This is a genomic window from Streptomyces sp. NPDC003327 (assembly GCF_053589515.1).
The window spans coordinates 88,639-114,601 of record NZ_JBSFSA010000007.1; the positions used below are offsets into that span (position 1 = coordinate 88,639).

Annotated in this window: 22 protein-coding genes; 4 read left to right on the forward strand and 18 right to left on the reverse strand. The window is 75.0% G+C overall.

Going from position 1 to position 25,963, the window contains the following annotated elements:
* Positions 1–30: 30 nt before the first annotated feature.
* Entirely contained in the window at positions 31–528 is a 498-nt protein-coding gene (locus ACWDVG_RS08940) for an Lrp/AsnC family transcriptional regulator (RefSeq protein WP_451697602.1), read from the reverse strand.
* A gap of 59 nt (positions 529–587) precedes the next feature.
* Here ACWDVG_RS08940 and ACWDVG_RS08945 point away from each other — a divergent pair, with 59 nt between their 5' ends.
* A complete protein-coding gene (locus ACWDVG_RS08945; RefSeq protein WP_451697604.1) occupies positions 588–1,835 on the forward strand; it encodes a trans-sulfuration enzyme family protein in 1,248 nt (415 codons plus the stop codon).
* Here ACWDVG_RS08945 and ACWDVG_RS08950 read toward each other — a convergent pair.
* The 6 genes from ACWDVG_RS08950 to ACWDVG_RS08975 form a co-directional block, all read right to left on the reverse strand.
* Positions 1,726–3,201: a GNAT family N-acetyltransferase gene (locus ACWDVG_RS08950; RefSeq protein WP_451697606.1), complete on the reverse strand. Its 1,476-nt coding sequence runs from the start codon at positions 3,199–3,201 to the stop codon at positions 1,726–1,728. The two genes, ACWDVG_RS08945 and ACWDVG_RS08950, sit on opposite strands and share 110 nt — an antisense overlap.
* 97 nt (positions 3,202–3,298) lie before the next feature.
* Positions 3,299–5,971 carry a DUF7824 domain-containing protein gene (locus tag ACWDVG_RS08955; RefSeq protein ID WP_451697607.1) on the reverse strand — a complete coding sequence of 891 codons (2,673 nt, stop codon included), beginning with the start codon at positions 5,969–5,971 and terminating at the stop codon, positions 3,299–3,301.
* A gap of 59 nt (positions 5,972–6,030) precedes the next feature.
* Positions 6,031–7,452, reverse strand: coding sequence for an SWIM zinc finger family protein (locus ACWDVG_RS08960; RefSeq protein ID WP_451697609.1), 1,422 nt, complete (start codon positions 7,450–7,452; stop codon positions 6,031–6,033).
* Between the two features lie 119 nt (positions 7,453–7,571).
* On the reverse strand, positions 7,572–9,110 hold the full coding sequence (locus ACWDVG_RS08965) for an alkaline phosphatase D family protein (RefSeq protein WP_451697843.1): 1,539 nt from the start codon (positions 9,108–9,110) through the stop codon (positions 7,572–7,574).
* A 244-nt stretch (positions 9,111–9,354) separates the two neighbouring features.
* Positions 9,355–10,890 (reverse strand): MocR-like pyridoxine biosynthesis transcription factor PdxR, encoded by a 1,536-nt coding sequence (gene pdxR, locus ACWDVG_RS08970; RefSeq protein ID WP_451697611.1) that lies wholly within the window; start codon positions 10,888–10,890, stop codon positions 9,355–9,357.
* Positions 10,891–11,840: 950 nt separating this feature from the next.
* Complete coding sequence (locus tag ACWDVG_RS08975; protein WP_451697613.1) at positions 11,841–12,671, reverse strand: alpha/beta fold hydrolase; 831 nt, start codon at positions 12,669–12,671, stop codon at positions 11,841–11,843.
* Between the two features lie 300 nt (positions 12,672–12,971).
* Between ACWDVG_RS08975 and ACWDVG_RS08980 the strand changes: the two genes are divergently transcribed.
* Positions 12,972–13,712, forward strand: a complete 741-nt coding sequence (locus tag ACWDVG_RS08980) for a GntR family transcriptional regulator (RefSeq protein ID WP_451697615.1) — start codon at positions 12,972–12,974, stop codon at positions 13,710–13,712.
* Between the two features lie 25 nt (positions 13,713–13,737).
* Here the strand turns inward: ACWDVG_RS08980 and ACWDVG_RS08985 are convergent, their stop codons facing one another.
* A complete protein-coding gene (locus ACWDVG_RS08985; protein WP_451697617.1) occupies positions 13,738–14,895 on the reverse strand; it encodes an ROK family transcriptional regulator in 1,158 nt (385 codons plus the stop codon).
* Positions 14,896–15,057: 162 nt separating this feature from the next.
* On the opposite strand from ACWDVG_RS08985, the gene ACWDVG_RS08990 reads away from it, so the two are divergent.
* Positions 15,058–15,495: a hypothetical protein gene (locus ACWDVG_RS08990; protein WP_451697619.1), complete on the forward strand. Its 438-nt coding sequence runs from the start codon at positions 15,058–15,060 to the stop codon at positions 15,493–15,495.
* 27 nt (positions 15,496–15,522) lie between these two features.
* Here the strand turns inward: ACWDVG_RS08990 and mug are convergent, their stop codons facing one another.
* The 3 genes from mug to ACWDVG_RS09005 all read right to left on the reverse strand — a co-directional run bounded on the left by mug (position 15,523) and on the right by ACWDVG_RS09005 (position 18,399).
* Entirely contained in the window at positions 15,523–16,014 is a 492-nt protein-coding gene (mug, locus tag ACWDVG_RS08995) for a G/U mismatch-specific DNA glycosylase (RefSeq protein ID WP_451697620.1), read from the reverse strand.
* A gap of 62 nt (positions 16,015–16,076) precedes the next feature.
* The gene (purB, locus tag ACWDVG_RS09000) at positions 16,077–17,519 is read right to left on the reverse strand and encodes an adenylosuccinate lyase (RefSeq protein ID WP_451697622.1); all 1,443 of its coding nucleotides are present in this window, start codon (positions 17,517–17,519) and stop codon (positions 16,077–16,079) included.
* Between the two features lie 97 nt (positions 17,520–17,616).
* Positions 17,617–18,399, reverse strand: a complete 783-nt coding sequence (locus ACWDVG_RS09005; protein ID WP_451697624.1) for an SGNH/GDSL hydrolase family protein — start codon at positions 18,397–18,399, stop codon at positions 17,617–17,619.
* A 64-nt stretch (positions 18,400–18,463) separates the two neighbouring features.
* Here ACWDVG_RS09005 and ACWDVG_RS09010 point away from each other — a divergent pair, with 64 nt between their 5' ends.
* Positions 18,464–19,522 carry a maleylpyruvate isomerase N-terminal domain-containing protein gene (locus tag ACWDVG_RS09010; protein ID WP_451697626.1) on the forward strand — a complete coding sequence of 353 codons (1,059 nt, stop codon included), beginning with the start codon at positions 18,464–18,466 and terminating at the stop codon, positions 19,520–19,522.
* 89 nt (positions 19,523–19,611) lie between these two features.
* Here the strand turns inward: ACWDVG_RS09010 and ACWDVG_RS09015 are convergent, their stop codons facing one another.
* From ACWDVG_RS09015 to ACWDVG_RS09045, 7 genes are all read right to left on the reverse strand, one after another.
* Entirely contained in the window at positions 19,612–20,631 is a 1,020-nt protein-coding gene (locus ACWDVG_RS09015; protein ID WP_451697628.1) for a hemolysin family protein, read from the reverse strand.
* A complete protein-coding gene (locus ACWDVG_RS09020) occupies positions 20,628–21,968 on the reverse strand; it encodes a hemolysin family protein (protein WP_451697630.1) in 1,341 nt (446 codons plus the stop codon). Before ACWDVG_RS09020 ends, ACWDVG_RS09015 begins: the two co-directional genes overlap by 4 nt.
* Before the next feature lie 193 nt (positions 21,969–22,161).
* Positions 22,162–22,587, reverse strand: a complete 426-nt coding sequence (locus ACWDVG_RS09025) for a GNAT family N-acetyltransferase (protein WP_451697632.1) — start codon at positions 22,585–22,587, stop codon at positions 22,162–22,164.
* Between the two features lie 53 nt (positions 22,588–22,640).
* The gene (locus ACWDVG_RS09030) at positions 22,641–23,288 is read right to left on the reverse strand and encodes a class I SAM-dependent methyltransferase (RefSeq protein WP_451697634.1); all 648 of its coding nucleotides are present in this window, start codon (positions 23,286–23,288) and stop codon (positions 22,641–22,643) included.
* An 11-nt stretch (positions 23,289–23,299) separates the two neighbouring features.
* A complete protein-coding gene (locus tag ACWDVG_RS09035; RefSeq protein ID WP_451697636.1) occupies positions 23,300–23,644 on the reverse strand; it encodes a VOC family protein in 345 nt (114 codons plus the stop codon).
* A 216-nt stretch (positions 23,645–23,860) separates the two neighbouring features.
* Positions 23,861–24,589, reverse strand: a complete 729-nt coding sequence (gene bioD, locus ACWDVG_RS09040; protein ID WP_451697638.1) for a dethiobiotin synthase — start codon at positions 24,587–24,589, stop codon at positions 23,861–23,863.
* A gap of 89 nt (positions 24,590–24,678) precedes the next feature.
* Positions 24,679–25,959, reverse strand: a complete 1,281-nt coding sequence (locus ACWDVG_RS09045; protein WP_451697640.1) for an adenosylmethionine--8-amino-7-oxononanoate transaminase — start codon at positions 25,957–25,959, stop codon at positions 24,679–24,681.
* Positions 25,960–25,963 lie beyond the last annotated feature (4 nt).

Genomic DNA, 25,963 nt, shown 5'->3' on the forward strand with positions numbered 1-25,963 from the left:
GTACCGGGCCCGCGTCACCCTCGCCCGTGATCAGTCGGCCGACATGGAAGGGCCGGAGGAGGGCGGCAGCAGCGGGCCGCACTCCCACTCCTGGAAGATCAGCCGGGTCTCGACCCGGGCCACCTCGCGGCGCGAGGTGAACTCGTCCAGCACGAGTCGCTGCAGGTCGGCGGGGTCCGACACGGCCACGTGCACCAGATAGTCGTCGGGTCCCGTGAGGTGGAACAGCGCCCGCGACTCCGGCAGCGCCCGGACGCGCTCGACGAACGGACCGATCAGTTCCCGTCGGTGGGGTCGGACCTGGACCAGGAGGAGGGCTTCGAGCCCCCGGCCGAGTTTGGCCGGATCCAGACGCAACTGGTGCCCGAGGATCACGCCCGTGCGCCGCAGCCGGGCCACTCGGTCCAGACACGTGGAGGGAGCCACCCCGACCTCGGCGGCGAGCTCACGGTAGGTGGTCCGGGCGTCGTTCTGCAGGAGGCGAAGAATGTGCAGATCGACCGCGTCCAGTACGACAGAATCGGCCATCGGGCGAACGTAGCACGGAGAATCCCCCCTACTTCCCGGTAAACGTTCACAGTGCGCCCATGGACGCCATGGACTACGACCCCTCGGCAACCCCGAGGGCGCTCGCCACCGAAGCCGTGCACGCCGGCCGCGAGGACCTCGCCGGGCTCGGACTGCATGCCCCGCCGCTCGACCTGTCCACCACCTACCCCTCGTACGACGCCCGGGCCGAGGCCGCCCGGATCGACGAGTTCGCGACCACCGGCGCCCGGCTCGACGGGCCGCCCGTCTACGCCCGGCTCGACAACCCGACCGTCGCCCGGTTCGAGGAGGCCCTGGCCCGCCTGGAGGGCACCGAGTCGGCCGTCGCCTTCGCCAGCGGCATGGCGGCGTTCAGCGCGGTGCTCCTCGCGCGGGCGAGCCAGGGGCTGCGGCACGTGGTCGCGGTCCGGCCGCTGTACGGCTGCAGCGACCACCTCCTCGACGCGGGGCTCCTCGGCACCGAGGTGACCTGGACCGACCCGGCCGGGGTCGCGGAGGCGATCCGGCCCGACACGGGGCTCGTCATGGTCGAGTCCCCGGCCAACCCGACGCTCGCCGAGGTCGGCATCCGGGCCCTCGCCCACTCCTGCGGCTCGGTCCCGCTGCTCGTCGACAACACCTTCGCGACCCCGGTGCTCCAGCGCCCGGTCGGGCAGGGCGCGCGGATCGTGCTGCACAGCGCGACCAAGTACCTGGGCGGGCACGGCGACGTCATGGGCGGGATCGTCGCCTGCGACGAGGAGTTCGCCCGTACCCTCCGCCAGATCCGCTTCGCCACCGGCGGCGTGCTGCACCCGTTCGCCGGCTACCTGCTGCTGCGCGGTCTCTCCACCCTCCCCGTACGGGTCAAGGCGGCGTCGGCGACGGCCGCCGAGCTGGTCAGGCGGCTCGCCACCGACCCGCGCATCGCCCGGGTGCACTACCCGAGCATCGGCGGCGCGATGGTCGCGTTCGAGGTGTACGGCGACCCGCACGACGTGATCTCCGGCGTCCGGCTGATCACACCCGCGGTGAGCCTCGGCAGCGTGGACACCCTCATCCAGCACCCGGCCTCCATCAGCCACCGGATCGTGGCCGAGGGCGACCGGCGCTCGGCGGGCGTCAGCGACCGCCTGCTGCGGATGTCGGTGGGCCTGGAGGACGTCGAGGACCTGTGGCGCGACCTGACCCAGGCGCTCAGCGCTCCGCCTGCCGCGGCTCCCGCCGCTCACGGGACGGCTCGGGACGCGTCCGATCGCTCCGGTGCTGCTCCGTCCGGAGCCGTTCCGCGGCCAGTCGGGCGGTGATGACCAGCGTGCCCTCCTCGATCTGGTAGTCGAGGGGCAGGTTCAGCGCCCGCATCGCGGCCACCATCCCGGTGTTGGAGGCCTGCGTCACGGCGTACACGCTCGCGCAGCCGGCCTCCTCGGCCATCGCCACGAGCCGGCCGAGGAGCTCCGAGCCGATGCCGCGCCGCTGCCAGTCGTCCTCGACGAGGAGGGCGACCTCCGTCTCGTCGCCGTCCCACAGCAGGTGGCCGAGGGCGACGAGACGGCCGGACGCGGTCTGCACGGCGAGCGTGCGCCCGAAGCGGGGGCTCAGCAGATGGTCCAGATAGCGGTCGGCGTCGCCGACCGGACCGTGGTAGCGCAGGCCGAGGGTGCGGGCGGAGCAGCGGTCGTGCATGGCGCGCGCCGCGGTCAGGTCGCGCTGGTCGGCGCGGCGGACGGTGATCTCGTTGCCCTCGGGGAGGGTGAGGACGTCCTGGCTGCGCGGGATGCGCGGGCCGAGGCGGGCGTCCAGCTCGACCAGCGCGCGGGCGCGGGCGAACTCGGTCGGGGTGAAGGGCAGATGGGGCCGCTCGATCACGAGCGTGCCACCGCTGGGGTCGCGCAGCCGCATGACCGTCTCTTCGAGAACGCCCTCGACCGGGGGGAGTTCGCCGGTCGGACGCCCGGTGAGGGAGACCGCGGGCACGGAGTGGAGCGTGCAGCGGCCGAGGAGCTGGCGCAGCGCGAGCGGCAGTTCGGCGGCGTCGAGCGCGGTACGGGTGGCGAGGCCGAGGACCCTGGTGGGGGTGTCCACCAGGTCGTGGGCGTCGGCGCGCTCGGTCCAGGTGTCGCGTCCGCCGGCCGCCGAGACCTCGCGGGCGAGGACCTTCGCGGGCAGGTCGGCGGGGGCGCGGAGCAGGAACTCGTCGACCGTGCCCTCGGTGAGGGGGTGGGTCTGGAGGGTGAGGATGTCCACGCCGAGGCCGGCGAGGACCGTGCACAGGGCGGCCAGGCTGCCCGGGGTGTCGCTGACGGTGGTCCGCATCCGCCACAGCGCGGTCGCGCCGGGAGCCCGCGGCTCCTGCCCCTGCTCGGGGCCCGGTTCCGTTCGGCCGTGGGCGGGGGCGTGGGCGTGGGCGCGGGCGGGGGCGGCCCGCCCGCCGGTATCACCGGCGGGCGGCGCATGGCTGTGCCTCCGTGCCCACCAGGTGTGGAACCCGGCGGTCGCGGCGAGGGCGATCGCCGAGAAGACCAGCAGGTAGGGGCCCTCGGGACCCTTGACGACGGTCTTGGCGATCGTGTCCGCCACGACCACGGCCGTGAACAGGGCGGCGAGTTCGATCAGGTCGTGCCGCCAGTGGTGCGGACGGCGGGCGCTCTTCGAAGAGGTGACATCGGTCATGGCTTCACTGTGACCCAGCGGTGTTGCGTGATCACGAACGCTTTGTGACTGACGGGTTAAGTGGCGATCTGGCGGCTTTCTGGCCGATTGTGACTGTTTACGTCGCGGTCTGATCGGCCCCCTGACGGAGTGCGTTCCGCAGCCGCCGGGCCTGCGTCACGAGCTGCGAGGACGCCCGCGCCGACCCCACCACGTCGAGCGCGGAGACCAGCGTCTCCGGCACCGCGCCCCCGGCGCCCGCCCGCTCCACGCAGTCCGCCGCGATCGCCAGTACCTCGCCGAGCCCGCGTACGGGCTTCGCCTCGGCCAGCGGCTCCGCGAGCGCCGCGGCGAGCACCGACCACGCCGTCGCGTACGCCCCCGAGGCCGCGACCGTCCGCACCGCGTCCGCCAGCCGGTTCGGCTTCACCGACCCCTCGGTGAGCAGCCACCCCAGCTCGGCGCCGAGCCCGGCCGCGTCGAGGACACCCCGGGAGGCGAGGACGAGCAGCGCGTCCACCGCCCGCAGCCGGTCGTCCGCGTCCCCGTTGCCCAGCCCCAGGGCCAGGGCCAGGGAGACGGCCCGGCCGCTCCGGCCCTCCGCCTCCGCCAGGCCCGTCAGCGCCTCGGTCCCCTCCCGGCCTCCCACGAGGACCCGCGCGAGCGACGGCACGACGGCGGCCGCCAGGACCTCCCGGTCGGCCGGCAGCACCGCGGCCCAGTGCTCGCCGCCGTGGACCCAGTGGTAGCAGCGGCGCGGCGTCGCCTGCAGCGCACCGGCCAGCCACTGGAACGCGGGCGGGAACTCCTTGCGCACCACGCCCCTGTCGGCGAACTCGACGACCACCCGCTGGAAGACCGACCAGCGTTCCGCGACCCGGTTCTCGTCCCTCGGCAGGAACCGCACGCGCGCCGTCAGGGGCTCGTCCGCGCGCAGCCAGGCGGCGAGCCGCCGCCCCGCCGCCGTGCCGAGAGCGACCGCGTCCTCGGCCGCCCGGGCGGCGGCCGGGTCGCTCCGCACCACCCGCAGCAGGGCCTGCGCCAGGTCGACCGGCGCGGGCTCGACCCCCGCGTCCCGGTACCCGCGCAGCCGCTCCACGAGGAGCGGCGGCTCGATGGTGCCGTTGGCCAGCGTCGGCGTCGCGAGCAGATACGGCAGCGCGTCCGTGCCGATCAGCGACCCGGCCTCCCACAGCCGCGCGTCCCCGACCCCGTTCAGCGCCTCGTGCAGACAGGACGTCGCCTCCGGCCCGCGCGCCGCTCGCGCCCCGGCCCGCGCCCGGTCCACCTCGCCGACCAGGACCGCGAGCACCGCGTGCAGCCCGTGGCTGTGGTGGGTGAAGTGGTGCGGCAGTCCCCAGGCCGTCCGCGGGAACGCCTCCCGCACCGCGGAGGCCAGCGCCTCCCGGTCCCGGTGCGCGTGCCGCACCAGACCGTCGAGCGCCCGCTCGAACCGCACCGGATCGTCGGACACGCCCTTCGCCAGCACCTCCTCCACCAGCGCCTCGACCGTCGACGCCGGGGGCTCGACCCGCCGGGGCTCCGGCACGGGCGGCAGGATCTCCTCGTACGGGAGCTCGTCGCCGGTCGACAGGTCGTCACCGAACAGCTCCGCGGCGGCCTTGCGGTGCATCGGGCTGAGCAGCGCGGCCCGCTCGGCGACCTCGCGCCGCACCGGCTCGTCCACGTCGTCCAGATGGCGGCCCACCAGCTTCAGCGCCCGCCCCTGGAGCTCGGTGTCCTCGTGCCCGAAGACCTCCGCCACGACGGGCAGCAGCTCGTCCGCCGCGCCCCCGTCCCGCGCCAGCGCCTTCCCGACCAGGACCAACTGCGCCCGCAGCAGCTTCTTCTCCGTGCGGAACAGCGCCGCGCTCGTCATCTCGGCCAGCGCGACGGTGGACAGCTCCCCGTCCGCCGCCAGCGCCCCCAGCGCCTCCTGGGCGTAGCCGGCGACGACCGACGGGGTGTCCGCCACCATCCCCACCAGGTCCGGGACGCGCTCCCGGAACTCCTCCCGGGTCGGCTCGACCAGGCGCAGCACCTCCATCGGGAACCGCAGGTCGTGGGCGCGGCCGCCCCGCAGCAGGCGCGCGAGCGCGACGTCGACCACCCGGGCCCGGTCGAGCAGCCCCTCCTCGACGAGCGCCGCGACCGCCCCGGGCCAGTGCCTCGGGGAGTCGTCGGGGACCGGGGCGGCCAGCTGCTCGGGGGTCTCCGCCATCGCCAGGGCGTGCAGCAGCAGGACCGGCGACTGCGGGTCCTCGCGCAGCCGGTCCAGGAGCGTGCGCCCGGCCTCACCCCTGCGGGGGGTGCGGCGCAGCGAGCCGCCCGTCTCCCGGGTCCACGCCAGGACGTAGCCGTCCGTCGCGGGCACCGGGGAGCCGGACCGCTCGGCCAGGCCCCGGATGACCCGGTAGAGGTCCACGGCCGCGGAGGGGCGGGCGGCGAGCCGGTTCGCCACGTCCGCCATCCACTCCGGGGTGCGCTCGCCGATCGCCCGGAGCACGAGGTCGCTGCCCTCCGAGCGCCAGGGCAGCAGATCGCGTCCGCCCAGCCACGTCGCCGCGGCCGCCGACCCCGTGTGACAGCCCGCGCCGGCGACGTGCAGCGCGCGCCGGACCCGGCCGGCCTCGTACGTGCGCGGCCCGTCCCAGGACCGCACCTCGGTGCGCAGCGCCTTCAGCCGCGAGACGGCCGCCTTCTGCCCGGCCGCGTCCAGCGGCTCCAGGAGCGCGGGCACCTCCGAGGCCTTCCCCGCGCGCACCGCCTCCATCAGTTCGTCGATCCCCATGGCCTGCTCCGTCCCCCGTGTTCCCGTCTCGTTCTCCCTGGTCCGCGCCCCGGACGCCGTCATCGGACGGCCCCGAGAACGCCGCCCGGAGCCGTGCCGCCGGGGGCGGCACCGGGCACGGGCCCCTCCGAGCAGGCGCCCCGCCGGACCATGCGCACCGCGAGCGCGTGCTTGCACGGCCCCCGGCGCCCCTGGTGCTCGGCCCACCACGCGCAGGTGCAGCTCAGGACCCCGTCCGCCGCCCGCACCCGGTACCGCCGCTCGCCCGAGACCACCGTCGCGAGGTCCCCGTCGAGCGCCACCGCGCCCTCCGCGACCAGCCCCCGGGCGGCCACGAGCCGCGGGTTGTGGCGCTCGGCGCGATCCGCGTCGTACGGCAGCTCCCGGTGGAAGTAGGCCGCGTCCGCCACGTCGTACCCCACCCGGCCCGCCGTCCCGAGCCGGGTCAGCGCCGCCCGAACCCGCTCGACCGGAAGCCCGGCCCGCGTCGCAAGGTCACCCGGGTCGATCCTCGGCTCCCAGGCCAGCAGGACCGCGACCAGCTCCGCGTCTCCCGCCGCCTCCTCCGTGGCGAGCGCCTCCAGGACCCCGCCCTCGCCCGAGAACCCCCGCGCCGGGTCGGGCGACAGCGTCAGCGTGAGCCGCATCCCCGGCAGCGTCACCTCCCAGGCGCTCGACGCCGCGACGCCGTCCGGCACCGGCCCGTACACCCGCAGCCCCGTCGCGTACCGCAGCACGCGCTCCAGGGCCGCCAGCCGGTCCGGCCCCGGCAGACAGACCGCGCCGGGACCCGGCCGGGTCGTCGGCCGCAGCGTCCGGCCCGACTGCACGACCCAGAGCGGCCCCCGTCCCCGCGCCCGCGACCGCGGCAGCGACCGCAGGAACGCGACCGCCTCCGCCCCCGTCAGCTCCGCCCGCAGGTCGAAGCGCGCCGACGCCACCTGGGCCTCGGCGAAGCCCCGCAGCCAGCGGTCCGGCAGCGGTACCTTCTTCTCCACGACCGCCCCGGCGAGCGTCGCCACCGCCAGCTCGTCGGGCCCCACCCGCAGATGCAGCGGATCGTCCCCCGTGATCCGCGAAAGCGCCTGCCGCAGCGGGTCGTTGACGTCCACGTTCGTGGTGCCGTGCCCCGTCTCCGCGCCGCCGAGGCCCTCGTCGAGCACGTCAAGGCGTGCGTACACCCCACCGCAGCCGGAGAACGACTCGAACCGCAGCCGGTCCCCGTTCCCCGTCACCACGGGGTCCAGCGAACCGGGCCGTATCCGCTGGTGGTACCGGGCGGCCGCGACGTCGGCGACGGCGAGCAGGCCGCGCGCGGCGACCTGCGGCGCGGCCAGGAAACCCGAGAAGAAACGGGGATGGGCCTCGGCCCCGCGCGGGGTGAGGCCGCCCGCCGTCTCCAGCCCGAGCAGCCGGCCGGAGCCCGTGGACTCCAGGGCGGAAGGGCGTGCGTAGGCGAGCGCCTGTACGGATCGCGTCATGGAGAAAACGGTAGGACCCGCCACTGACAATCGCCCCGCGCCCGCCCCCCGGGGCCGGCCGCGGCACCCCGCCGCCGGTCGGCGCGGGCGACCCGCGGCCCCCGGTCGGCGGCGTCGCGTCACTGCCCGACGCGCCCCGGCTGGAGCACCTTGCTGAACAGCACCGTGCCGCCCTCGGCGCGCAGCCGCACCGTCAACTCGCCGCTGGAACCGTCGATGTCGACCTCGCCGAAGTACTGCGGGCTCTCCATCGGCGACACGTTCGCCCGCTCCGGCGCCCGCACGAACACCCGCTCCGGCCCGAAGGTCGCGTCCAGCCGGTTCGCCGGGAACCCGCCCGCCGCGAGCGGCCCCGACACGAACTCCCAGAACGGCGCGAAGTCCTGGAAGGCCGCCCGCTCGGGCGCGTAGTGCTGCGCCGACGTGTAGTGGACGTCCGCCGTGAGCCAGAGCGTGCCCGTGATCCGCCGGTGCTTGACGAACCGCAGCAGCTCCGCGATCTGCAGCTCCCGGCCGAGCGGCGCGCCCGGGTCGCCCTGCGCCACCGCCTCGAAGTCCGTCGCGCCGTCCGGCACCACGAGCCCCAGCGGCATGTCCGCCGCCAGCACCTTCCACACCGCCCGGGACCGGGACAGCTCCCGCTTCAGCCAGACCAGCTGCTCCGCGCCGAGGATGCCGACGGTGTCGTCGGCCTGCCGGCCGGGGGAGTTGGCGTTCCGGTACGAGCGCATGTCCAGGACGAACACGTCGAGCAGCGGCCCGTACCGCACCACCCGGTGCATCCGTCCCTCGCCACCGCGCGCGTGGAGGGTGCCCGGGAAGTACTCGCCGAAGGCGCGCGCCGCCCGCGCGGCGAGGACGTCGACGTCCTTCTCCCCGTACCGCGCGTCGTCCAGGATCTGCCCCGGGTACCAGTTGTTGCGCACCTCGTGGTCGTCCCACTGCACCACCGTCGGCACCTGGGCGTTGAAGGCGCGGACGTTGTGGTCGAGGAGGTTGTAGCGGAAGTTGCCCCGGTACTCGTCGAGGGTCTCCGCGACCTTCGCCTTCTCGGGGGTCATGACGTTCCGCCAGACCCGCCCGTCGGGCAGCGTCACGCTGGGCCGAAGCGGCCCGTCCGCGTAGATCGTGTCGCCGCTGCACAGGAAGAAGTCCGGGTCGAGTCGGCGCATCTCCTCGTACGCCCGGAAGCCGCCGACGTCCGGGTTGATGCCCCAGCCCTGCCCCGCGATGTCGCCCGACCACAGGAACCGCACCCCGTCCCGGCGCCGCTCCGGCACCGTGCGGAACGTGCCCACGACCGGCTCGCCCGTCCGGCGCGGGTCGTCCGGGTCGGCCAGCAGCACCCGGTAGTGGATCTGCTCACCCGCCGGCAGACCGCGCAGGGCGGTGGTCCCGGTGAAGTCCGTGCCCGCGCCGAGCAGGGGCCCGTGGTGCCGCCGCACGTGCCGGAACGACTCCGTCGCCGAGGTCTCGACGACCATGCGGGCGGGCCGGTCCGAGCGGACCCACACCAGACCGGAGTGCGCCGTGACGTCGCCCGTCTGCACGCCGCAGCCGGCGCCGGGGCGGCCGGACAGTGCGAACGCGGGCGCGGCGAGCCCGGCCGCCCCGCCCAGGCCCAGCGCCGCCGAAGCGGCGAGCGAGCCGCGCAGCACGCTGCGCCGCGCGGGCGAGAAATACGCCGAGGGCGAGGCGGGCGAGGCGGGCGAGGCGGGCGACGCAGACGAGGCAGGCGCGCCGGGCAGGGCGGCCGAGGCGGGTGTGACGGCTGGGGTCTCGGACGGGCCGGTCACGGGCGGGTTCACAGGAGCCTCCAAGGTCGCTTCCCGGCACGGTCGTTCGTGCCGCCCCCTGCCTAACGGCCGGGGGCGGCGCCCGTGCGAACCCCGCGTGAACAGATCACCCCTCCGGCGTCCCGCCGCGCCCCAGCGCCTCCGCCACCCGGGCGATCCCGCTCCTGATCACCGTCGGCGACAGGTGCGCGTACCCGATCACGAGCCGTACGTCCCCGTCGTCGGGCCGCTCCGTCCCGTACTCCTCCAGCGGCCGCAGGGCCACGCCCGCCCCCGCCGCCCGCTCCAGGAACCGCGCCGGAGGGCCGAAAGCCCGCGGCACGCGCGCGATGACGTGCAGCCCCGCCGCGATGCCGGAGACCCGGGTCCCCGGGAGGAACGCGTCGAGGGCCCCGAGCAGCGCGTCCCGCCGTTCCCGGTAGGCCCGCTGACAGCGCCTCAGCTGCCGGTCGTAACCGCCGCTCGTCACCAGCTCCGCCAGGACGGCCTGGTCGAGCACGGGATTGCCGAGGTCCATCGTCCGCTTCCGCTCCACGACCTCGTCGACCAGCGCCTCCGGGACCACCGTCCAGCCGAGCCGCAGCCCCGGCGCGAGCGACTTGCTGACCGAGCCCGCGTAGGCGACGCGCTCCGGATCGAGGCCCTGGAGCGCGCCGACGGGAGCCCGGTCGTAGCGGAAGTCACCGTCGTAGTCGTCCTCCAGGACGTAGCCGTCCACCTCCCGCGCCCAGTCGAGGAGCGCGCCGCGCCGCCGCGCCGACCAGCCGATCCCGGACGGGAACTGGTGCGAGGGTGTCACGACCACCGCCCGCACCCCGGACGCGGCGAGCGGGCCGGGGCGCAGCCCCTCCCCGTCCAGGGGCAGCCACACCGTGTCGAGGCCGGTGGAGGCGAAGAGCCGCCCGTGCTCCGGGCTGCCCGGGTCCTCGATGCCCACCGCGCGATGGCCCCGGGCCCGCAGCACGAACCCCATCAGCGTCGAGGCCTGCGCCACCCCCGAACAGACCACCAGCCGCTCGGGATCGGCCACGACGCCGCGCCGCCGCGTCAGCATCGCCGCCAGCGCCGCCCGCAGTTCGGGCAGGCCGCGCGGGTCCGGGTAGCCGAGCGAGGCGTGCGCGAGACGGCCGAGGACCGTCCGCTGGGCCGCCGACCAGGCGGCCCTCGGAAAGAGCGACAGGTCCGGAGTCCCCGGCCGGAAGTCCACCGCGACCCCGGGCGCGCGCGGTGCCAGGTCCCGCGCGGCCGGCACCGCCGCCCGCGCCGCCCCGCCCACCCAGGTCCCCGACCCGCGGTCGCTGCGCAGGTACCCCTCGGCGGTCAACTGCTCGTACGCCTCGGTCACGAGCCCCCGCGAGACGCCGAGGTCCGCCGCGAGTTCGCGGCTCGACGGCAGCCGGGTCCCGGCCGTCAGCCGCCCGGCGCGCACGGCCTCGCGCAGCGCCTCCTGGAGCGCCCGCCCCCGTCGTCGCGCCGGCGCCCCGGCCGCCGGAAGCAGCAGCTCCCACGCGGGCACGCCGCCGGTGCTCCCGCCCCCGCCGGTGCTCCCGCCGGTGCTCCCGCCCCCGCCCTCGTCGCCGCCCCGCCCGGTCGCGGACGCCGCGCCCCGTCCCGTACCCGAAGTGGTCCCCGATGACGTCATGGAAGTGGACCTTAAACGGGACCGCGCCCGTTCCTACCGTCGGGAGCATGAACGCCACCTCCCTGCGCGGGGTCCTGCTCGTGACCCTCGCCTACGCCCTCGTCGGTGCCTCGTTCACCGCGAACAGCCTCCTGGGCGCGTACCCGTACGCGGGCGGCCAGGCCCTCCGGTACGGCGCCGCCTGTCTGCTCCTCCTGCCCCTCCTCGGCGGCCGCGCCGGTCTCGCCCCGCTGCGTCGCCTGACGGTCCGCCACTGGGTGCGGCTCGCGGTGCTCGCCGCCGTCGGCATGATCGGCTTCAACCTCGCCGTCCTGGCCGCCGAGCGCACCGCCGAACCGGCCGTCCCCGGCGTCCTGGTCGGCTGCGCCCCCGTCGTCGTCGCCGTGCTCATGCCCCTCGTCGAGGGACGCAGGCCCGCGCCCGTCGTGCTGTACGGAGCCCTGGCGGTGGCGGCTGGCGCCTTCACGGTGCAGGGGTGGGGGCGTACGGACGCGGCCGGGATCGGCTGGTCGGTGGCGGCCCTCGCGGGCGAGGTCGGGTTCACCGTGCTCGCCGTCCCGGTCCTGCGCGTCCTCGGGCCGAAGCTGCTGACGGCCGTGGTCTGCGCGATCGGCGCGGTCGAGGCGGCGCTCGTCGGCCTCCTCGTCGACGGAGCCGCCTTCCTGCGGATGCCGACGGCCGTGGAGACGGGGGCGCTGGTCTGGCAGGCGGCCCTTGCCACGGTCGTCGGGTTCGTCCTCTTCTACAGGGGCGTGCAGCGCATCGGCATGGAGCGGGCCACGCTCTACACGGGCGCGATCCCGGTGGCGGCCGCGCTGAGCGCCGCCCTCGTCGGGGAGGCCTTCTTCGGTCTGCCGCAGGCGGTCGGGGCGCTGCTCGTGGGCGCCGGAGCGGCGCTCGGCACCGGCCTGTTCACCCGGCGCACCACCGGGGAGGCGCCGGGCGCCCCGTCACCGGCTGCCGTCGAGGATCACGCGCGCGACGAGGGCCGGGTCGTCGTTCATGGGGACGTGGCCGCAGCCCGGCAGACGGACGAGCCGGGCACCCGGCAGCGCCCGCTTGGCGCGGACGCCCTGGCGCTTGAGGAGGAGCCGGTCGTGGGTGCCCCAGGCGACGGTGACCGGAACGCCGGACACGTCGTCACGGAAGAGCACCGCCCGCCCGGCGGCGAGCGTCTGGTGAAAGCCGGTGGCTCGGCGCAGGGCCAGGGTCTCGGCCACGACCGCCTCGGGTGAGCGGAGGCCGGGACGGGCGTAGATGGTGCTGGTGAGGACGGAGCGCCCGGCGGCGGAACGGGAGAGGACGTGGATGAGCGGTTCGGGCAGCGAGAGCGCGGCCGACCGCAGGGCCCGCAGGGTTCCGAAGGCGTACCGCCGCTCGCCCTCGGACCAGAACCCGGCGGGGGAGAGCGCGGTCACCGAGCGGACCAGCTTCGTCCGCCCCAGCTCCAGGGCGAGCAGCCCGCCCAGCGAGTTGCCGGCGACATGGGGCCGGTCTACACCCAGCGCCGCGCAGAAGGTGCCGAGCGCCGGCGCGACGGTGGAGAGGTCGTACGAGGAGCCGTCCGGCAGCCCCTCGGAGGCGCCGAACCCGGGCAGGTCCACGGCGATCACGTCCCGCTCGGTGGCCAGCACGTCGAGCACGGGCTCCCAGGCCTGCCAGTGGTGGCCGATGCCGTGCAGCAGCAGGAGGGGCTCGCCCGCACCCCGTCGCTCGTACGCCAGGGAGAGCGGACGGGGACCGGCCGGGGTGTCGATGGTGAACGCGATCCGTGCGGACATGCGGCTCCCTCTGTAGACGTCCTGTCAGCAAGAATTACCGTTCAGTAGACCGGAGTTCAACCCTCTACGCCCCGCCTTCCGCGACCGGGAGGCGGGGCGTCGTGCCGCGCGCGCCCCACGAGGGTGCGAACGTCCTGTGAACGATCTAGGTCAGAGGGTCACATTCGGGCGGGTTCGGCAGAGGATTGGTCTTGACCAAGGGGGTGGCTCGCCTTATGGTCGCAGAGTTAGTGCAGGAACCTTTAATAAACAAGGGCGCGGAAAAACGCCGCGGGACACGGCGAATTGCGGAGGATCAGGGTGGGGACCACTCAGCTGGAATCGGTGCCGGAACCGAAGTACCAGCACCTCAAGACGGTGCTCGGGGAAGCGCTCGACTCGGACTTCGCGGTGGGCGAGATCCTGCCCAACGAACGTGAGCTCGCGGCCCGCTTCGGCGTCGCCCGTGCCACCCTCCGCCAGGCCCTCGAACAGCTGGAGCTGGAAGGCCGCCTCCAGCGCCGCCGGGGCGTCGGCACGACGGTGGCCCCGCCGCGCGTCGGCGTGGACGTCTCCACCACCCAGCACGCCTGGCCCGGCGTCGGCGACGACACCTGGCAGTCCCTCGACTCCTCCGCCGCGGTGGCCCCCGCCGCCGTCGCCCGCGTCCTGGAGACCGCGGCCGACGAGCGGGTCCACGTCGTCCGCCGCCTCCGCGTCACCCAGGGCCAGCCCGTCGCCGCCGAGCTGCTGTACGTGCCGGCGGCCTCCGTCCCCGGCCTCGCCGCCATCGACGCGCCCGCAGGACCCGCCCGGGCCCGCGCCGTGCTGCGCGAGCTCCAGCACCTGGCCCTCGACGGCCAGGACCGCTCGGTGGAGCTGGGCTCCGCCCGCGCCGACGACGCCAAGGAGCTGGACCGCCTGCCGGGCGCCCCCGTGCTCGTCGTGACGACCCGCTACCTCTCCGGCGGCCGGCCGGCGGCCGTCTCCGTCGCCACCTACCGCGCCGACACCTGCCGCCTCACCTTCGGCGACTCGGTGGACCTGGTCATGGCCTCCTGACCCCGGTCGCACGGCCCCGGCCCGCTCAGCGGCGGGCCGTCACCGTGCCCTCCACGGCGAAGAGCTGCTCCTCGACGTGGTCGAGGGCGAGGCGCAGCGCGCCCGTCCCCACGGCGGCCTCGCCGAGCAAGGACAGGACCACGCGCGGCGGGCGCAGGCAGAAGCGGGCCAGCTGGTCGCGCAGCGGCTGGAGCACGCCGTCCAGCCCCGCCGCCCATCCGCCGACGACCACCAGCTCCGGGTCGAGCGCCAGCACCAGCGCCGCCACGTCGTGCACGAGCCGCTGGATGAACCGGTCGACCGCGGCCTCGGCGCGCGCGTCGCCCCCGCGGGCCAGCGCGAACACCTCGGCGACGGCCTGCTCGTCCAACGGGTGCAGCGGCTCGTCGGTCGTGGACAGCAGGTGCTCCGGCGTGACCTCCCGCCCGAGCAGGTGCAGGGCCCCGATCTCGCCGGCCGCGCCGCCGTAGCCCCGGTGCAGCCGGCCGCCGATGAGCGAACCGGCCCCGGGGCTGAGCCCGGCGAGTACGAAGACGATGTCGTCGGAGTCAGTCGCCGCGCCCTTCCAGTGCTCGGCGACGGCCGCCGCGTTGGCGTCGTTCTCGACGATCACCGGGCAGCGGAAGGAGCGCCGCAGCCGCTCGCCGAGCGCGAGGCCGGTCCAGCCGGGCAGCGCGGTGCCGAGCCGTACCGTGCCGTCCGCCTCCACGATCCCGGGCGTGCCCACGCCCACGGCCCGCAGGCTGGAGCGCGGGACGCCGGCGCGGCGCAGGACGTCGGCCACGACCGTGCGCACCCGGTCGAGCCGCTCGTCCTCGGGGGCCGACTCGGACACCTCGCGGGACCCGGCGCCGATGATCCGGCCGTCGAGACCGGAGAGCAGGGCGGCCACGCGGTGCGGACCGATCTCGATCCCGAGCAGGTGTCCCGCCTCGGCGCGGAAGCGGAACCTCCGCGCGGGCCGTCCCTGCCGCCTCGCCTCGCCCTCCTCGGGCGCCGCCTCGACGACGAGACCGCCCTCGATCAGGCCCTCCACGACCCCTTCGACCGTCGGCCGGGACAGGCCCGTGATCCGGGTCAGGTCCGTGAGCGTGAGAGCGTCGGCGCCCCGGAGGGCATGGAGTACCACCGCGGAGTTGATCCGCCGCAGAAGCGACGGGTCCCCGCCGGTCAGCCGCCCCACGGTGTGTCCTCCCAGCTCGTGGCCATGTCAGGCGGATGGTACTCAATGGCAGGGGGCGCGGCGAGTGCCGCCCCCGTACCGCCCCCGGGCCGCCCGCTGGCCGTGCCGCCCGGCTTCCCTGACGGAACGCCAATTGTCAGTGGGGGAGGCTTTACTGGCTTCATGACCACGGCAGAGCAACTGGCGACGATCGAGTTACTCCGGGCCCGCGCCTTCCCGGAGCGGCCGGAGCGTTCGGGGCCCCTCGACAGCGGGCCGGGCTTCCACATCGGGGAGCTGGCCACGAGCGAGGAGTTCTGGGAGGACGACGGGACCCGCCGGGCGCTCGTCGAGGACCAGTACGAAGCGGAACGGGACGGGCTCGCCGCCCTGCTCACCGCCCGCTGGGGAGTACCGGCGCGCGTGGCCCTCGGGCCGGTCCTGGAGCGGAGCATGGACGGCGAGTCCATACCCGAGCCCTGGTCCACCCTCAGCTGCCACACCGTGGACGTGCTGCTGTGGCGGACGGACGAGCGGTGGACCGGACTGGGCGTCTCCCAGTGGGACAAGGAGCTGCCGTTCCAGCTCCTCGCCGTCGTCACCGAGGTCGATCCGCCCTGACAGGGCGAACCCCGAGGGACGGTGCGCCTACGGTCCTTCCGCCGCCGCCCGCAGCCGGGCGAACTCCTCGGCCATCGTCGCCGCGGTCCAGTGGGCGTTCAGCCCGCTCGGATTGGGCAGCGCCCAGATCCGGGTGGAGCCGATCCGGCGCTCCTGCGGACCGATCGCCGCCTTCGGATCGCCGAACGCCGTGCGGTACGCGGTCACGCCCACCACCGCCAGCCAGCGCGGCGCCAGCCGCTCCACCTTCTCCGCCAGGATCCGTCCGCCCTCCTGGTACTCCTCGCGGCTCAGCTCGTCCGCCCGCGCGGTCGCCCGCGCCACGACGTTGGTGATCCCGAGGCCGTACGTCAGGAGCTCCTGCTGCTCCTCGGGCCGCAGCAGCCGCGGGGTGAACCCCGACAGGTGCAGGACCGGCCAGAAGCGGTTGCCCGGCCGGGCGAAGTGGTGGCCCGTCGCCGCCGACATCAGGCCCGGGTTGATCCCGCAGAAGAGCACGGAGAGACCGCCCGCCACCACGTCGGGTACGACGCGGTCGCGAGCGGCCTCCAGTTCCCGCGGGGTGAACCGGCGCGTCCGGGTCAGAGGATCGCCCCGGGCGTGTAGGCGGCGGCCTCGGGGTGCTGCTTGAGGATCTCCTCGATGCGCGCGACGACGACGCCGACCTGGTCGGCGGCCGCGCCCGTGAAGGAGAGCTTGTCCGCCATCAGCTCGTCGAGCTGCGCGCGGTCCAGCGGGATGCGGTCGTCGGCGGCGAGCTTGTCGAGCAGCTCGTTGCGCTCGGCGCCCTGCTCGCGCATGGCGAGGGCGGACGCCACCGCGTTCTCCTTGATGGCCTCGTGGGCGACCTCGCGGCCGACCCCGGCACGGACGGCACCCATGAGGACCTTGGTGGTCGCCAGGAAGGGGAGGTAGCGGTCGAGCTCGCGGGCGACGACGGCCGGGAAGGCGCCGAACTCGTCGAGGACGGTCAGGAAGGTCTCCAGGAGGCCGTCCAGGGCGAAGAACGCGTCGGGCAGGGCGACCCGGCGGACCACGGAGCAGGACACGTCGCCCTCGTTCCACTGGTCGCCGGCCAGCTCGCCGGTCATCGAGGCGTAGCCGCGCAGGATGACCATCAGGCCGTTGACGCGCTCGCAGGAGCGGGTGTTCATCTTGTGCGGCATCGCGGAGGAGCCGACCTGGCCGGGCTTGAAGCCCTCGGTGACCAGCTCGTGGCCGGCCATCAGGCGGATCGTCTTGGCGATCGACGACGGCGCGGCGGCCAGCTGGACCAGCGTGGTCACCACGTCGTAGTCGAGCGAGCGCGGGTAGACCTGGCCGACCGAGGTGAAGGCGTGCGCGAAGCCGAGGTGACCGGCGATCCGCTGCTCCAGCTCGGCCAGCTTGCCCGCGTCGCCGCCGAGCAGGTCCAGCATGTCCTGCGCCGTGCCGACCGGGCCCTTGATGCCGCGCAGCGGGTAGCGTCCGAGAAGCTCCTCCAGGCGCCCGTACGCCACGAGCAGCTCGTCCGCGGCGGTCGCGAAGCGCTTGCCGAGGGTGGTGGCCTGGGCGGCCACGTTGTGCGACCGGCCGGCCATGACCAGCTCCGCGTACTCGGCGGAGAGCTTGCCGAGGCGGGCCAGGACGGCGACCGTGCGGTCCCGCATCAGCTCCAGGGAGAGCCGGATCTGGAGCTGCTCGACGTTCTCGGTGAGGTCGCGCGAGGTCATGCCCTTGTGGACGTGCTCGTGGCCGGCGAGGTCGTTGAACTCCTCGATGCGGGCCTTCACGTCGTGCCGGGTGACCTTCTCGCGCTCGGCGATGGAGCCGAGGTCGACCTGGTCGAGGACGCGCTCGTAGTCGGCGAGGGCCGCGTCCGGAACCTCGATCCCGAGGTCCTTCTGGGCACGCAGCACGGCGAGCCACAGCTGACGCTCCAGCTTCACCTTCTGCTCGGGGGACCAGAGGACGGCGAGCTCCGCGGAGGCGTAGCGGCCGGCCAGGACGTTGGGGATACGGGGCTTCACAGTCGCAGCAGTCACGTGTCCAGAGTTTACTGGTGATTTCTGCAGGCCAGCGCCGTGGTGCGGACTGGAGCTTGCTACGAGACGCAGGTCACGCGCGGGCGCGGGCGCTCCCTCACGCGCCGGTCGTCCACTCGTAAGGCAGCAGCTCGGGGCGCTTGGGCGGGAGGCCGTCGCCGGAGGAGCGGCCGGTCAGCCGGCGGCCGATCCACGGACCGAGGTGCTCCCGGGCGAACCGCGCGTCCGCGATCCTGCGGCTGGTCCAGCCGGGCAGCGCGGCCGGGGGCAGCGGGGCGCGCCAGTCGTCCTCGGGGTCGAGGCCCAGCGCCTGCCAGACGGCCTCGGCCACGCGCCGGTGGCCGTCCGCCGTCAGGTGGAGCCGGTCCACGTCCCACAGCCGGGGGTCCCCGAGCGCAGGCGCCCCGTAGAGGTCGACCACGAGGGCGCCGTGCCGGGCGGCGAGGTCGTCGATGTGCGCGAAGAGCTCCTCCATGCGCGGGCGGAAGCGCTCCATGACGGGACCGTTCCGGCCGGGGCTGCGCATGAGGACGAGCTGCCCGCAGGAGGGTGTGAGGCGTTCCACTGCCTCCGTCAGGAGGTCCCGGACGCGGACCATGTCGACCTTGGGCCGCAGGGTGTCGTTGAGGCCGCCGACGAGGGTCACCACATCGGCCTTCATCCCTGCGGCGAGGCCGACTTGCTCCTCGACGATCTGGCGGATGAGCTTCCCGCGCACGGCGAGGTTGGCGTACCGGAAGCCGGGCGAGCGGGCGGCGAGCCGGCCCGCGAGGACGTCGGCCCAGCCCCGGTAGGAGCCGTCGGGCCTCAGGTCCGACATACCCTCGGTGAAGCTGTCCCCGACGGCGACGAGACTGTTGTACGTGGCATTGATCTCCATGGCGGAGCGATCATACCGCGCGGTATGCGAGGGATGCCGTGGAGAACCCGGGAGGGGAAACCCGATGAGTAGCGACGCGTTGCTGAGCACGCTGGCCGAGGCGCTGGCCGAGCTGGTGACGACCGTCGAGACCTGCGACGACGAGGTCCTCGACCCCGACACCGCCCTGAAGTGGCTGGAGTCCACCGCGCATGTCCTGGGCGGCCTCGGACCCGCCGACCGGCGCACCCTCGACGGGCTCCTCCGCGACGCGGCCCTCCGGCAGCCGCCCGGCCCCCGGCGCGACGACCTGCTCAGGGTCTCCGAGGGCCTCGGCCTCACCGAGGACACCCACGCAGACGCCCGCGCCGACACGCGCGCCGACATCCACGCCGTCGCCTGCGCGGCCGTCGCCGACCGGACCCGGCGGTTCGCCGCCCTCGTCCGCGACGCCGACCCCGCGACCCCCGTCCCCACCTGCCCCGGCTGGACCCTCGCCGACCTCACCCGGCACCTCGGCACCCTGCACCGCTGGGCCGAGCACCTCGTCCGCACCGGGGCCCGCACCCGCGTCCTCGCCGCGGACGTCCCGCTCGACCTGCCGGACGACCCCGCCGCACACCCCGACTGGCTCGTCGACGGCGCCGCGCGCCTCGTCGCCACCCTCCGCGCCGCCGACCCCGACGCCCCGCTCTGGACGCCCGGCGCCGACCCGCACGTCCGCCACTACCCGCGGCGCCTGCTCTCCGAGGCCGTCGTCCACCTCGCCGACGCCGAACTCGCCGTCACCGGCACGGCGGCCCCCATCGACCCCCGGACCGCGGCCGACGCCCTCGACCACTTCCTGGCCGAGGCCCCGTACGTCCCCTGGATCGCCGAGCCCGTCGCCCACCTCGACCGCGACGGCGCCGTCCTCCGGCTGACGGCCCGCGACAGCGCCACCTCCTGGACCCTCGTCCTCGGCGGCGGCGGCTTCACCTGGCGGCGGGGGAGCGGCGGCCCCGAGCCCCTCGCCCACGTCGAGGCCGACACGGGCGAGCTGCTGCTCCTCCTCCACCGCCGGTACTCCGCCGACGACCCCCGCTTCACCCGCGCCGGCGACCGGGACCTCCTGGACGACTGGCTGTCCGCCACCGCGCTGTAGGAACGCCGCCCCCGCGCGGTAGAAGCGCCCCGTGCACGCGGGAGGGCCCCGGGATACGGCTCCCGGGGCCCTCTCGTCGTACGGGCGGGTCAGGACGCGGCCGGGCGTCCGACCAGCTTGCGCAGCACGTCCTCCATCGTCACCAGACCGGCGGGCTTGCCGTCCTCGTCGACGACCGCCGCGAGATGCGTACGGCTCCGGCGCATCGCCGTCAGGACGTCGTCCAGCGGCGTCGCCGCCCGCACGCGGGCGATCGGCCGCAGCGTCGTCACCGGGAACGGCAGGTCCCGCGGCGTCACGTCCAGCGCGTCCTTGACGTGCAGATAGCCCAGGATCCGCCGGCCGGAGTCGACGACGGGGAAGCGCGAGAAGCCCGTCTGCGCGGACAGCGCCTCCAGCTCCTCCGGCGTCGTGCCGACCTGCGCGTACACCACCTTCTCCACCGGCATGACCACGTCCCGCACGGGACGGCGGCCCAGCTCCAGGGCGTCGTGCAGCCGTTCGGCCGCCCGGTCGTCGAGGAGTCCCGCGTCACCGGCGTCGGTGACCATACGGGCCAGCTCGTCGTCCGAGAACGTCGCCGAGACCTCGTCCTTCGTCTCCACCCGCAGCAGCTTCAGGAGCCCGTTCGCGAAGGCGTTGATCGCGAAGATCACCGGCTTCAGCGCCCGCGCCAGCGTCACCAGCGGCGGGCCGAGCAGCAGCGCCGTGCGCGTGGGCTCGGCGAGCGCGATGTTCTTCGGCACCATCTCGCCGAGCAGCATGTGCAGGTACGTCGCCACCGACAGCGCGATCACGAACGAAATCGGATGGACGAGCCCGTGCGGCACGCCGACCGCGTCGAAGACCGGCTCCAGGAGGTGCGCGATGGCCGGCTCGGCCACGATGCCGAGCACCAGGGTGCACAGCGTGATGCCGAGCTGCGCGGCCGCCAGCAGCGCCGAGACGTGCTCCAGACCCCAGATGACGCTGCGCGCCCGCCGGTCGCCGGACTCGGCGAGGGGTTCGATCTGACTGCGGCGCACCGAGATCAGGGCGAACTCGGCGCCGACGAAGAAGGCGTTCACGACCAGCGTCAGCAGGCCGATCAGCAGCTGGATCGCGGTCATCGGCCGGCCTCCTCGATGTCGTCGCCGTCGGCTTCCGTCGGCGCGTGCAGCAGCACGCGCGCGGCCCGCCGGCCGGACGCGTCCACCACGTCGAGCCGCCAGTCGGACAGCTCGACGCTGTCACCGACGGCCGGGATGCGGCCCAGCTCGGTGGCGAGCACGCCCGCCAGCGTCTCGTACGGGCCGTCCGGCACCCGCAGCCCGATCCTGCGGAGCTGGTCCGTCCGGGCGGCGCCGTCCGCCGACCACAGTTCGCGGCCGTCCGCGTCCTCGCCCGCCCGTGCCAGGTCCGGCGTCTCGTGCGGATCGTGCTCGTCGCGGACCTCGCCCACGACCTCCTCGACGATGTCCTCCAGGGTCGCGACCCCGGCCGTACCGCCGTACTCGTCGATGACGACGGCCATCGTCTGCTTGCCGGACAGCCGGTCCAGCAGCCGGTCCACGGTCAGCGTCTCCGGCACGAGCAGCGGCTCGCGCAGGATGTCGCCGATCCGGCGGCGCGGCCGCTCGGCGGCCGGTATGGCCAGCACGTCCTTGATGTGGGCGATGCCGACGACCGAGTCGAGGTTGCCCCGGTAGACGGGGAAGCGCGACAGACCCGTCGCGCGCGTCGCGTTGGCGACGTCCTCGGCCGTGGCCTGCACCTCCAGGGCGGTGACCTGGACGCGCGGTGTCATCACGTTCTCCGCGGTCAGCTCCGCCAGGTTGAGCGTACGGACGAACAGCTCGGCCGTGTCCGGCTCCAGGGCGCCCTCCTTCGCGGAGTGGCGGGCGAGCGCCACCAGCTCCTCGGGGGACCGGGCGGAGGCCAGCTCCTCGGCCGGTTCCATGCCGAGCCGGCGCAGGATGCGGTTGGCGGTGTTGTTCAGATGGCTGATCAGCGGCTTGAACGCGGCCGTGAAGACGCGCTGCGGAGTGGCCACCACCTTCGCGACCGCCAGCGGGGACGAGATCGCCCAGTTCTTCGGGACCAGCTCGCCGACCACCATCAGGACGACCGTCGAGACGGCCGTGCCGAGGACCAGCGCGATCGAGGAGGCCACCGAGGCGGAGAGCCCGAGCGCCTCGACCGGACCGCGGATCAGCTTGGCGATCGAGGGCTCGGAGAGCATGCCGACGACCAGATTGGTCACGGTGATGCCCAGCTGGGCGCCGGAGAGCTGGAAGGTGAGCGACTTGACGGCCTTCAGCGCGCCCGCCGCTCCCCGCTCGCCGCGCTCGACGGCGGACTCCAGATCGGCCCGCTCGACGGTGGTCAGCGAGAACTCCGCCGCGACGAACGCCCCGCACAGGACGGAGAGCAGGAGCGCCACCAGGAGCAGAAGCACTTCGGTCATCGGTTCACCTCCGTCCCATGATCGGACAACGGGCGGAGGGACGCGCGGTGTCGGTGGCCGGGGCCACGCGAGGAAGCCGCGCTCGGGAAACCAGAGCTACTGGGAGGCTCGCCCATGGGCGGACGCTCACACCTTTCGATCGTCGGAACGGAAACACCATGGTAAAGGGTCGGCAAAACGGTGAGGCCGGTGGCTACGCGGGGAGCGGCTTCACCCAGCGGCGCCACGTCTCCTGACGCTCGTACCCCGCGGAGGCCCACGTACGATGCGCCGTCACGTTCCGCTCCAGCACCATCGCGTCCGCCCGTCGGCCGCCGAGCGCCACGAAACGCCGCTCGGCCGCGTCGAGCAGCGCCGACGCGATGCCCTGACGGCGACGGGCCGGGTCCACCGCGAGGCGGTACAGCGACGCCCGCCAGCCGTCCCAGCCGGCGATGACGGTGCCGACGATCCGGCCGTCGGACAGGGCCAGGATCAGCGCTTCCGGATCGCGCTCGACGAGACGCAGCACCCCCTCCGGGTCGTCCGAGACGGAGGTCCCCTCGGCGGCCTCCTTCCAGAAGGCCAGGACGTCCTGGACCTCGTCCGCCACCGCCGCGCGTATCTGCATGTCGATCATGGCTCGATCCCATCACGCACGGCGGCGCGGACGCCAGGCGTCACCGCCGTGCGTCACCGCCGGGCGAGCCCCAGGACACAGGGCGACGACGGCAGCCGCGGCCCCTGTTCGGGCAGGTCGAACGAGCGGTACGGGCCGAGCTCGAAGCCCGCCGCCCCGATCGCGGCCAGCGGATCGCGCGCCGTGTGACAGCCGCCGAACAGCGACGGCCAGACCGTCCGGTCGAGGCCCCGCTGCACCCGCGCGAGCCCCGGTGTGGCCGCCACGCCGTGCTCGAAGAACCGCAGCTCACCGCCGGGGCGCAGCACCCTGCGCAGCTCCGCCAGCGTCCTCGGCAGGTCCCCCACCGTGCACAGCACCAGCGAGGCCACGGCCGCGTCGAAGGTCCCGTCCGCCATCGGCAGCGCCTCGGCCGTGTCCGGCAGGACGGTCACGGGGACGGGCGCCCGCCGGGCCGCCTCCCGCGCGAGGTGCCGCAGCTGCTCCTCCGGTTCGACGGCGACGACCTCGGTGACGCCCGTCGGATAGTGGGCGAAGTTCAGGCCGTTCCCGGCGCCGATCTCGACCACGCGGCCGGAGAGACCGGAGAGCAGCTCCGCGCGGAGCGCGGCGAGCCCGCCCCGCGTCTCGGCCGACACGCTGAACCGGGCGTAGAAGCGGGCGAACAGCGGGTGGTGGACGTGCGGGCCGGGGGTCGACATCAGGCGCTCCTTCAGCCGGTCACGAAACAGAACTCGTTGCCTTCCGGGTCCCGCATGACCTGGAAGGACCCCTGCTCGTCCGTGACGAGCCCACCGACCCGCGCCGCTCCCCGGGCCAGCACCTCGTCGGCGGCCCGCCCCGGGTCGGGCACCTCCAGATCCAGATGGACCCGGTTCTTGGCCGTCTTGCCCTCCGGCACCCGCTGGAAGGCGATCCGTACGAACCCCGGCGGATCCACGTACGACCAGTCGGCGCTCCGGTCGACGGGCTCCCCACCGAGGAGCCCCGCCCAGAACCGGACGAGCGCGGCCGGATCGCCGCAGTCGAGGACGATCTCCTGAACGTGTGCGCGCATGCGTTCAGCCTACGGAGCGGGGGGCGGCCGCGGGCGGGTTTACGGCCCGGCGGCCCGACGCGCAGCCCCGGCGGCCCGGCCCGGCGCCCGAGGCGCCCGAGGCGCCCGCGCCCCCGCCCTGCCCGACGCGCCGCCCCCGGCGGCCCGGCCCGGCCCGGCGCACCGACGCGCCCGCGCGCCCCGGCGCGCCCTCGCGCTCGCCCCCCGCCCGGCGCCTCAGACCGCCGCGGCCGCCCTGAACGTCTCCCGGAACGCCTCGGCGTCCCAGGTGCCGCCCAGGGCCGGGGCCAGCCAGCCGGGCGCCGCCGCGCGGAAGGCCTCCGGCGTGAGCGCGCCCGAGCCCTCCGGGACGGCACCGAGCAGCGGCGCGGCCGCCGCGAGCGGCAGGTCGGCCAGGTTGCAGCGGGCGGCCAGGTCCGGCTCCGCGGGCCAGCTGCCGACGACCACGCCCAGCTGCTCGATGCCGCGCGCCCGCAGCGCCTCGGCCGTCAGGGCCGTCGAGTTGAGCGTCCCCAGACCGGCGGGGGCGACCACCAGGACCGGCGCGCCCAGCAGGGCCGCCGCGTCCGCGAGCGTGCCGCCCTCCTCGTCGAAGCGGACCAGCAGGCCGCCCGCGCCCTCCACGAGGACCAGGTCGTACGAGGCCGCCAGCTCCCGGGCCGCGTCGGCGACCTGACGGGGGCCCACCGGCGCGAGCCCGGCCCGCCGGGCGGCCGTGCCCGGAGCGAGCGGCTCCGGAAAGCGCCCCAGCTCGGCGGAGCCGGCCGCCCCAGAGAGCCGTACGACCTCGTCCGCGTCACCCCGCTCCCCGGCCGTGACGCCGGTCTGCGCGGGCTTCAGCACGGCGACGGTACGCCCGGCGGCCGTGGCGACGGCCGCGACGGCCGCGGTGACGACCGTCTTGCCGATCTCCGTCCCGGTCCCGCTGACGACGATGACGCTCACGCGTGTACCTCTCCTGTCCTGTCCAGTGTTGTTTCCCCGGGCGGGACCGCGGGTCCGTCGGCCCGCCCGGGGAGGGCCGACGGCCCCCGTCAGCCCGCTGCCGCCGCCGCCCGGACCCCCGCGCAGACGCGGGCCAGGTCGGCGTCGCCCGTCACGTACGGCGGCATCGTGTAGACGAGGTCGCGGAACGGCCGCAGCCACACGCCCTCGCGCACGGCGGCCCGGGTGGCGGCCTCCATGTCGACCTCGTGGTCGAGCTGGACGACGCCGATCGCGCCGAGCACCCGCACCTCGCGCACGCCCGGCAGGTCGGCCACCCCGGCGAGGCCCTCGCGCAGCCCGGCCTCGATGCGCTTGACGTCGACGGCCCAGTCCCGCGAGAGCAGCAGGTCGATGGAGGCGCAGGCCACGGCGGCGGCCAGCGGGTTCCCCATGAACGTCGGCCCGTGCGCGAGGACCGGGACCTCGCCGCGGGAGATGCCCTCGGCGACCCGGCTCGTGCACAGCGTCGCGGCCATCGACAGATAACCACCGGTCAGGGCCTTGCCCACACACATCACATCGGGCGAGACCCCGGCCTGGTCGGCGGCGAAGAGCGTGCCCGTCCGTCCGAAGCCGGTCGCGATCTCGTCGAAGACGAGCAGCACGTCGTGGGCGTCGCACGCCTCCCGCAGCACCCGCAGGTACGCCGGGTCGTGGAAGCGCATCCCGCCCGCGCCCTGCACCACCGGCTCCACGATCACCGCGGCCAGCTCGTCGGCGTGGGCGGCGATCGTGGTCCTGAGCAGCTCGGCGTACGACTCCTCGTACGCGGCGGGCGGCGCGTCCACGAACACCTGCCGCTGGAGCACCCCGGACCACAGCTCGTGCATGCCGCCCCCGGGGTCGCACACCGACATCGGCTGCCAGGTGTCCCCGTGGTAGCCACCCCGCCAGGTGAGGAGCCGCCGCTTGCCGCCGCGGCCGAGCGAGCGCCAGTACTGGAGGCACATCTTGGCGGCGACCTCGACGGAGACCGAGCCCGAGTCGCTGAGGAAGACGTGCCGCAGCGGCTCGGGGGTGATCTCGACGAGCCGGGTGGCGAGCCGGACGGCAGGCTCGTGGGTGAGCCCGCCGAACATCACGTGGCTCATCCGGCCCAGCTGGTCCCGCACGGCCTCGTTGAGGACCGGGTGGTTGTAGCCGTGGACCGCCGACCACCAGGAGGACATGCCGTCGATCAACTCGGCCTGCCCCTCGACCGGTTCGGCGAGCCGCAGCCGTACGCCCGACGCGGACGCGACGACCAGCGGGTCCGTGCGGCCCGGCATGGGGCCGTACGGATGCCAGACGTGCGCCCGGTCGAGGGCGATCAGTTCGTCGTTGCGCATGGCC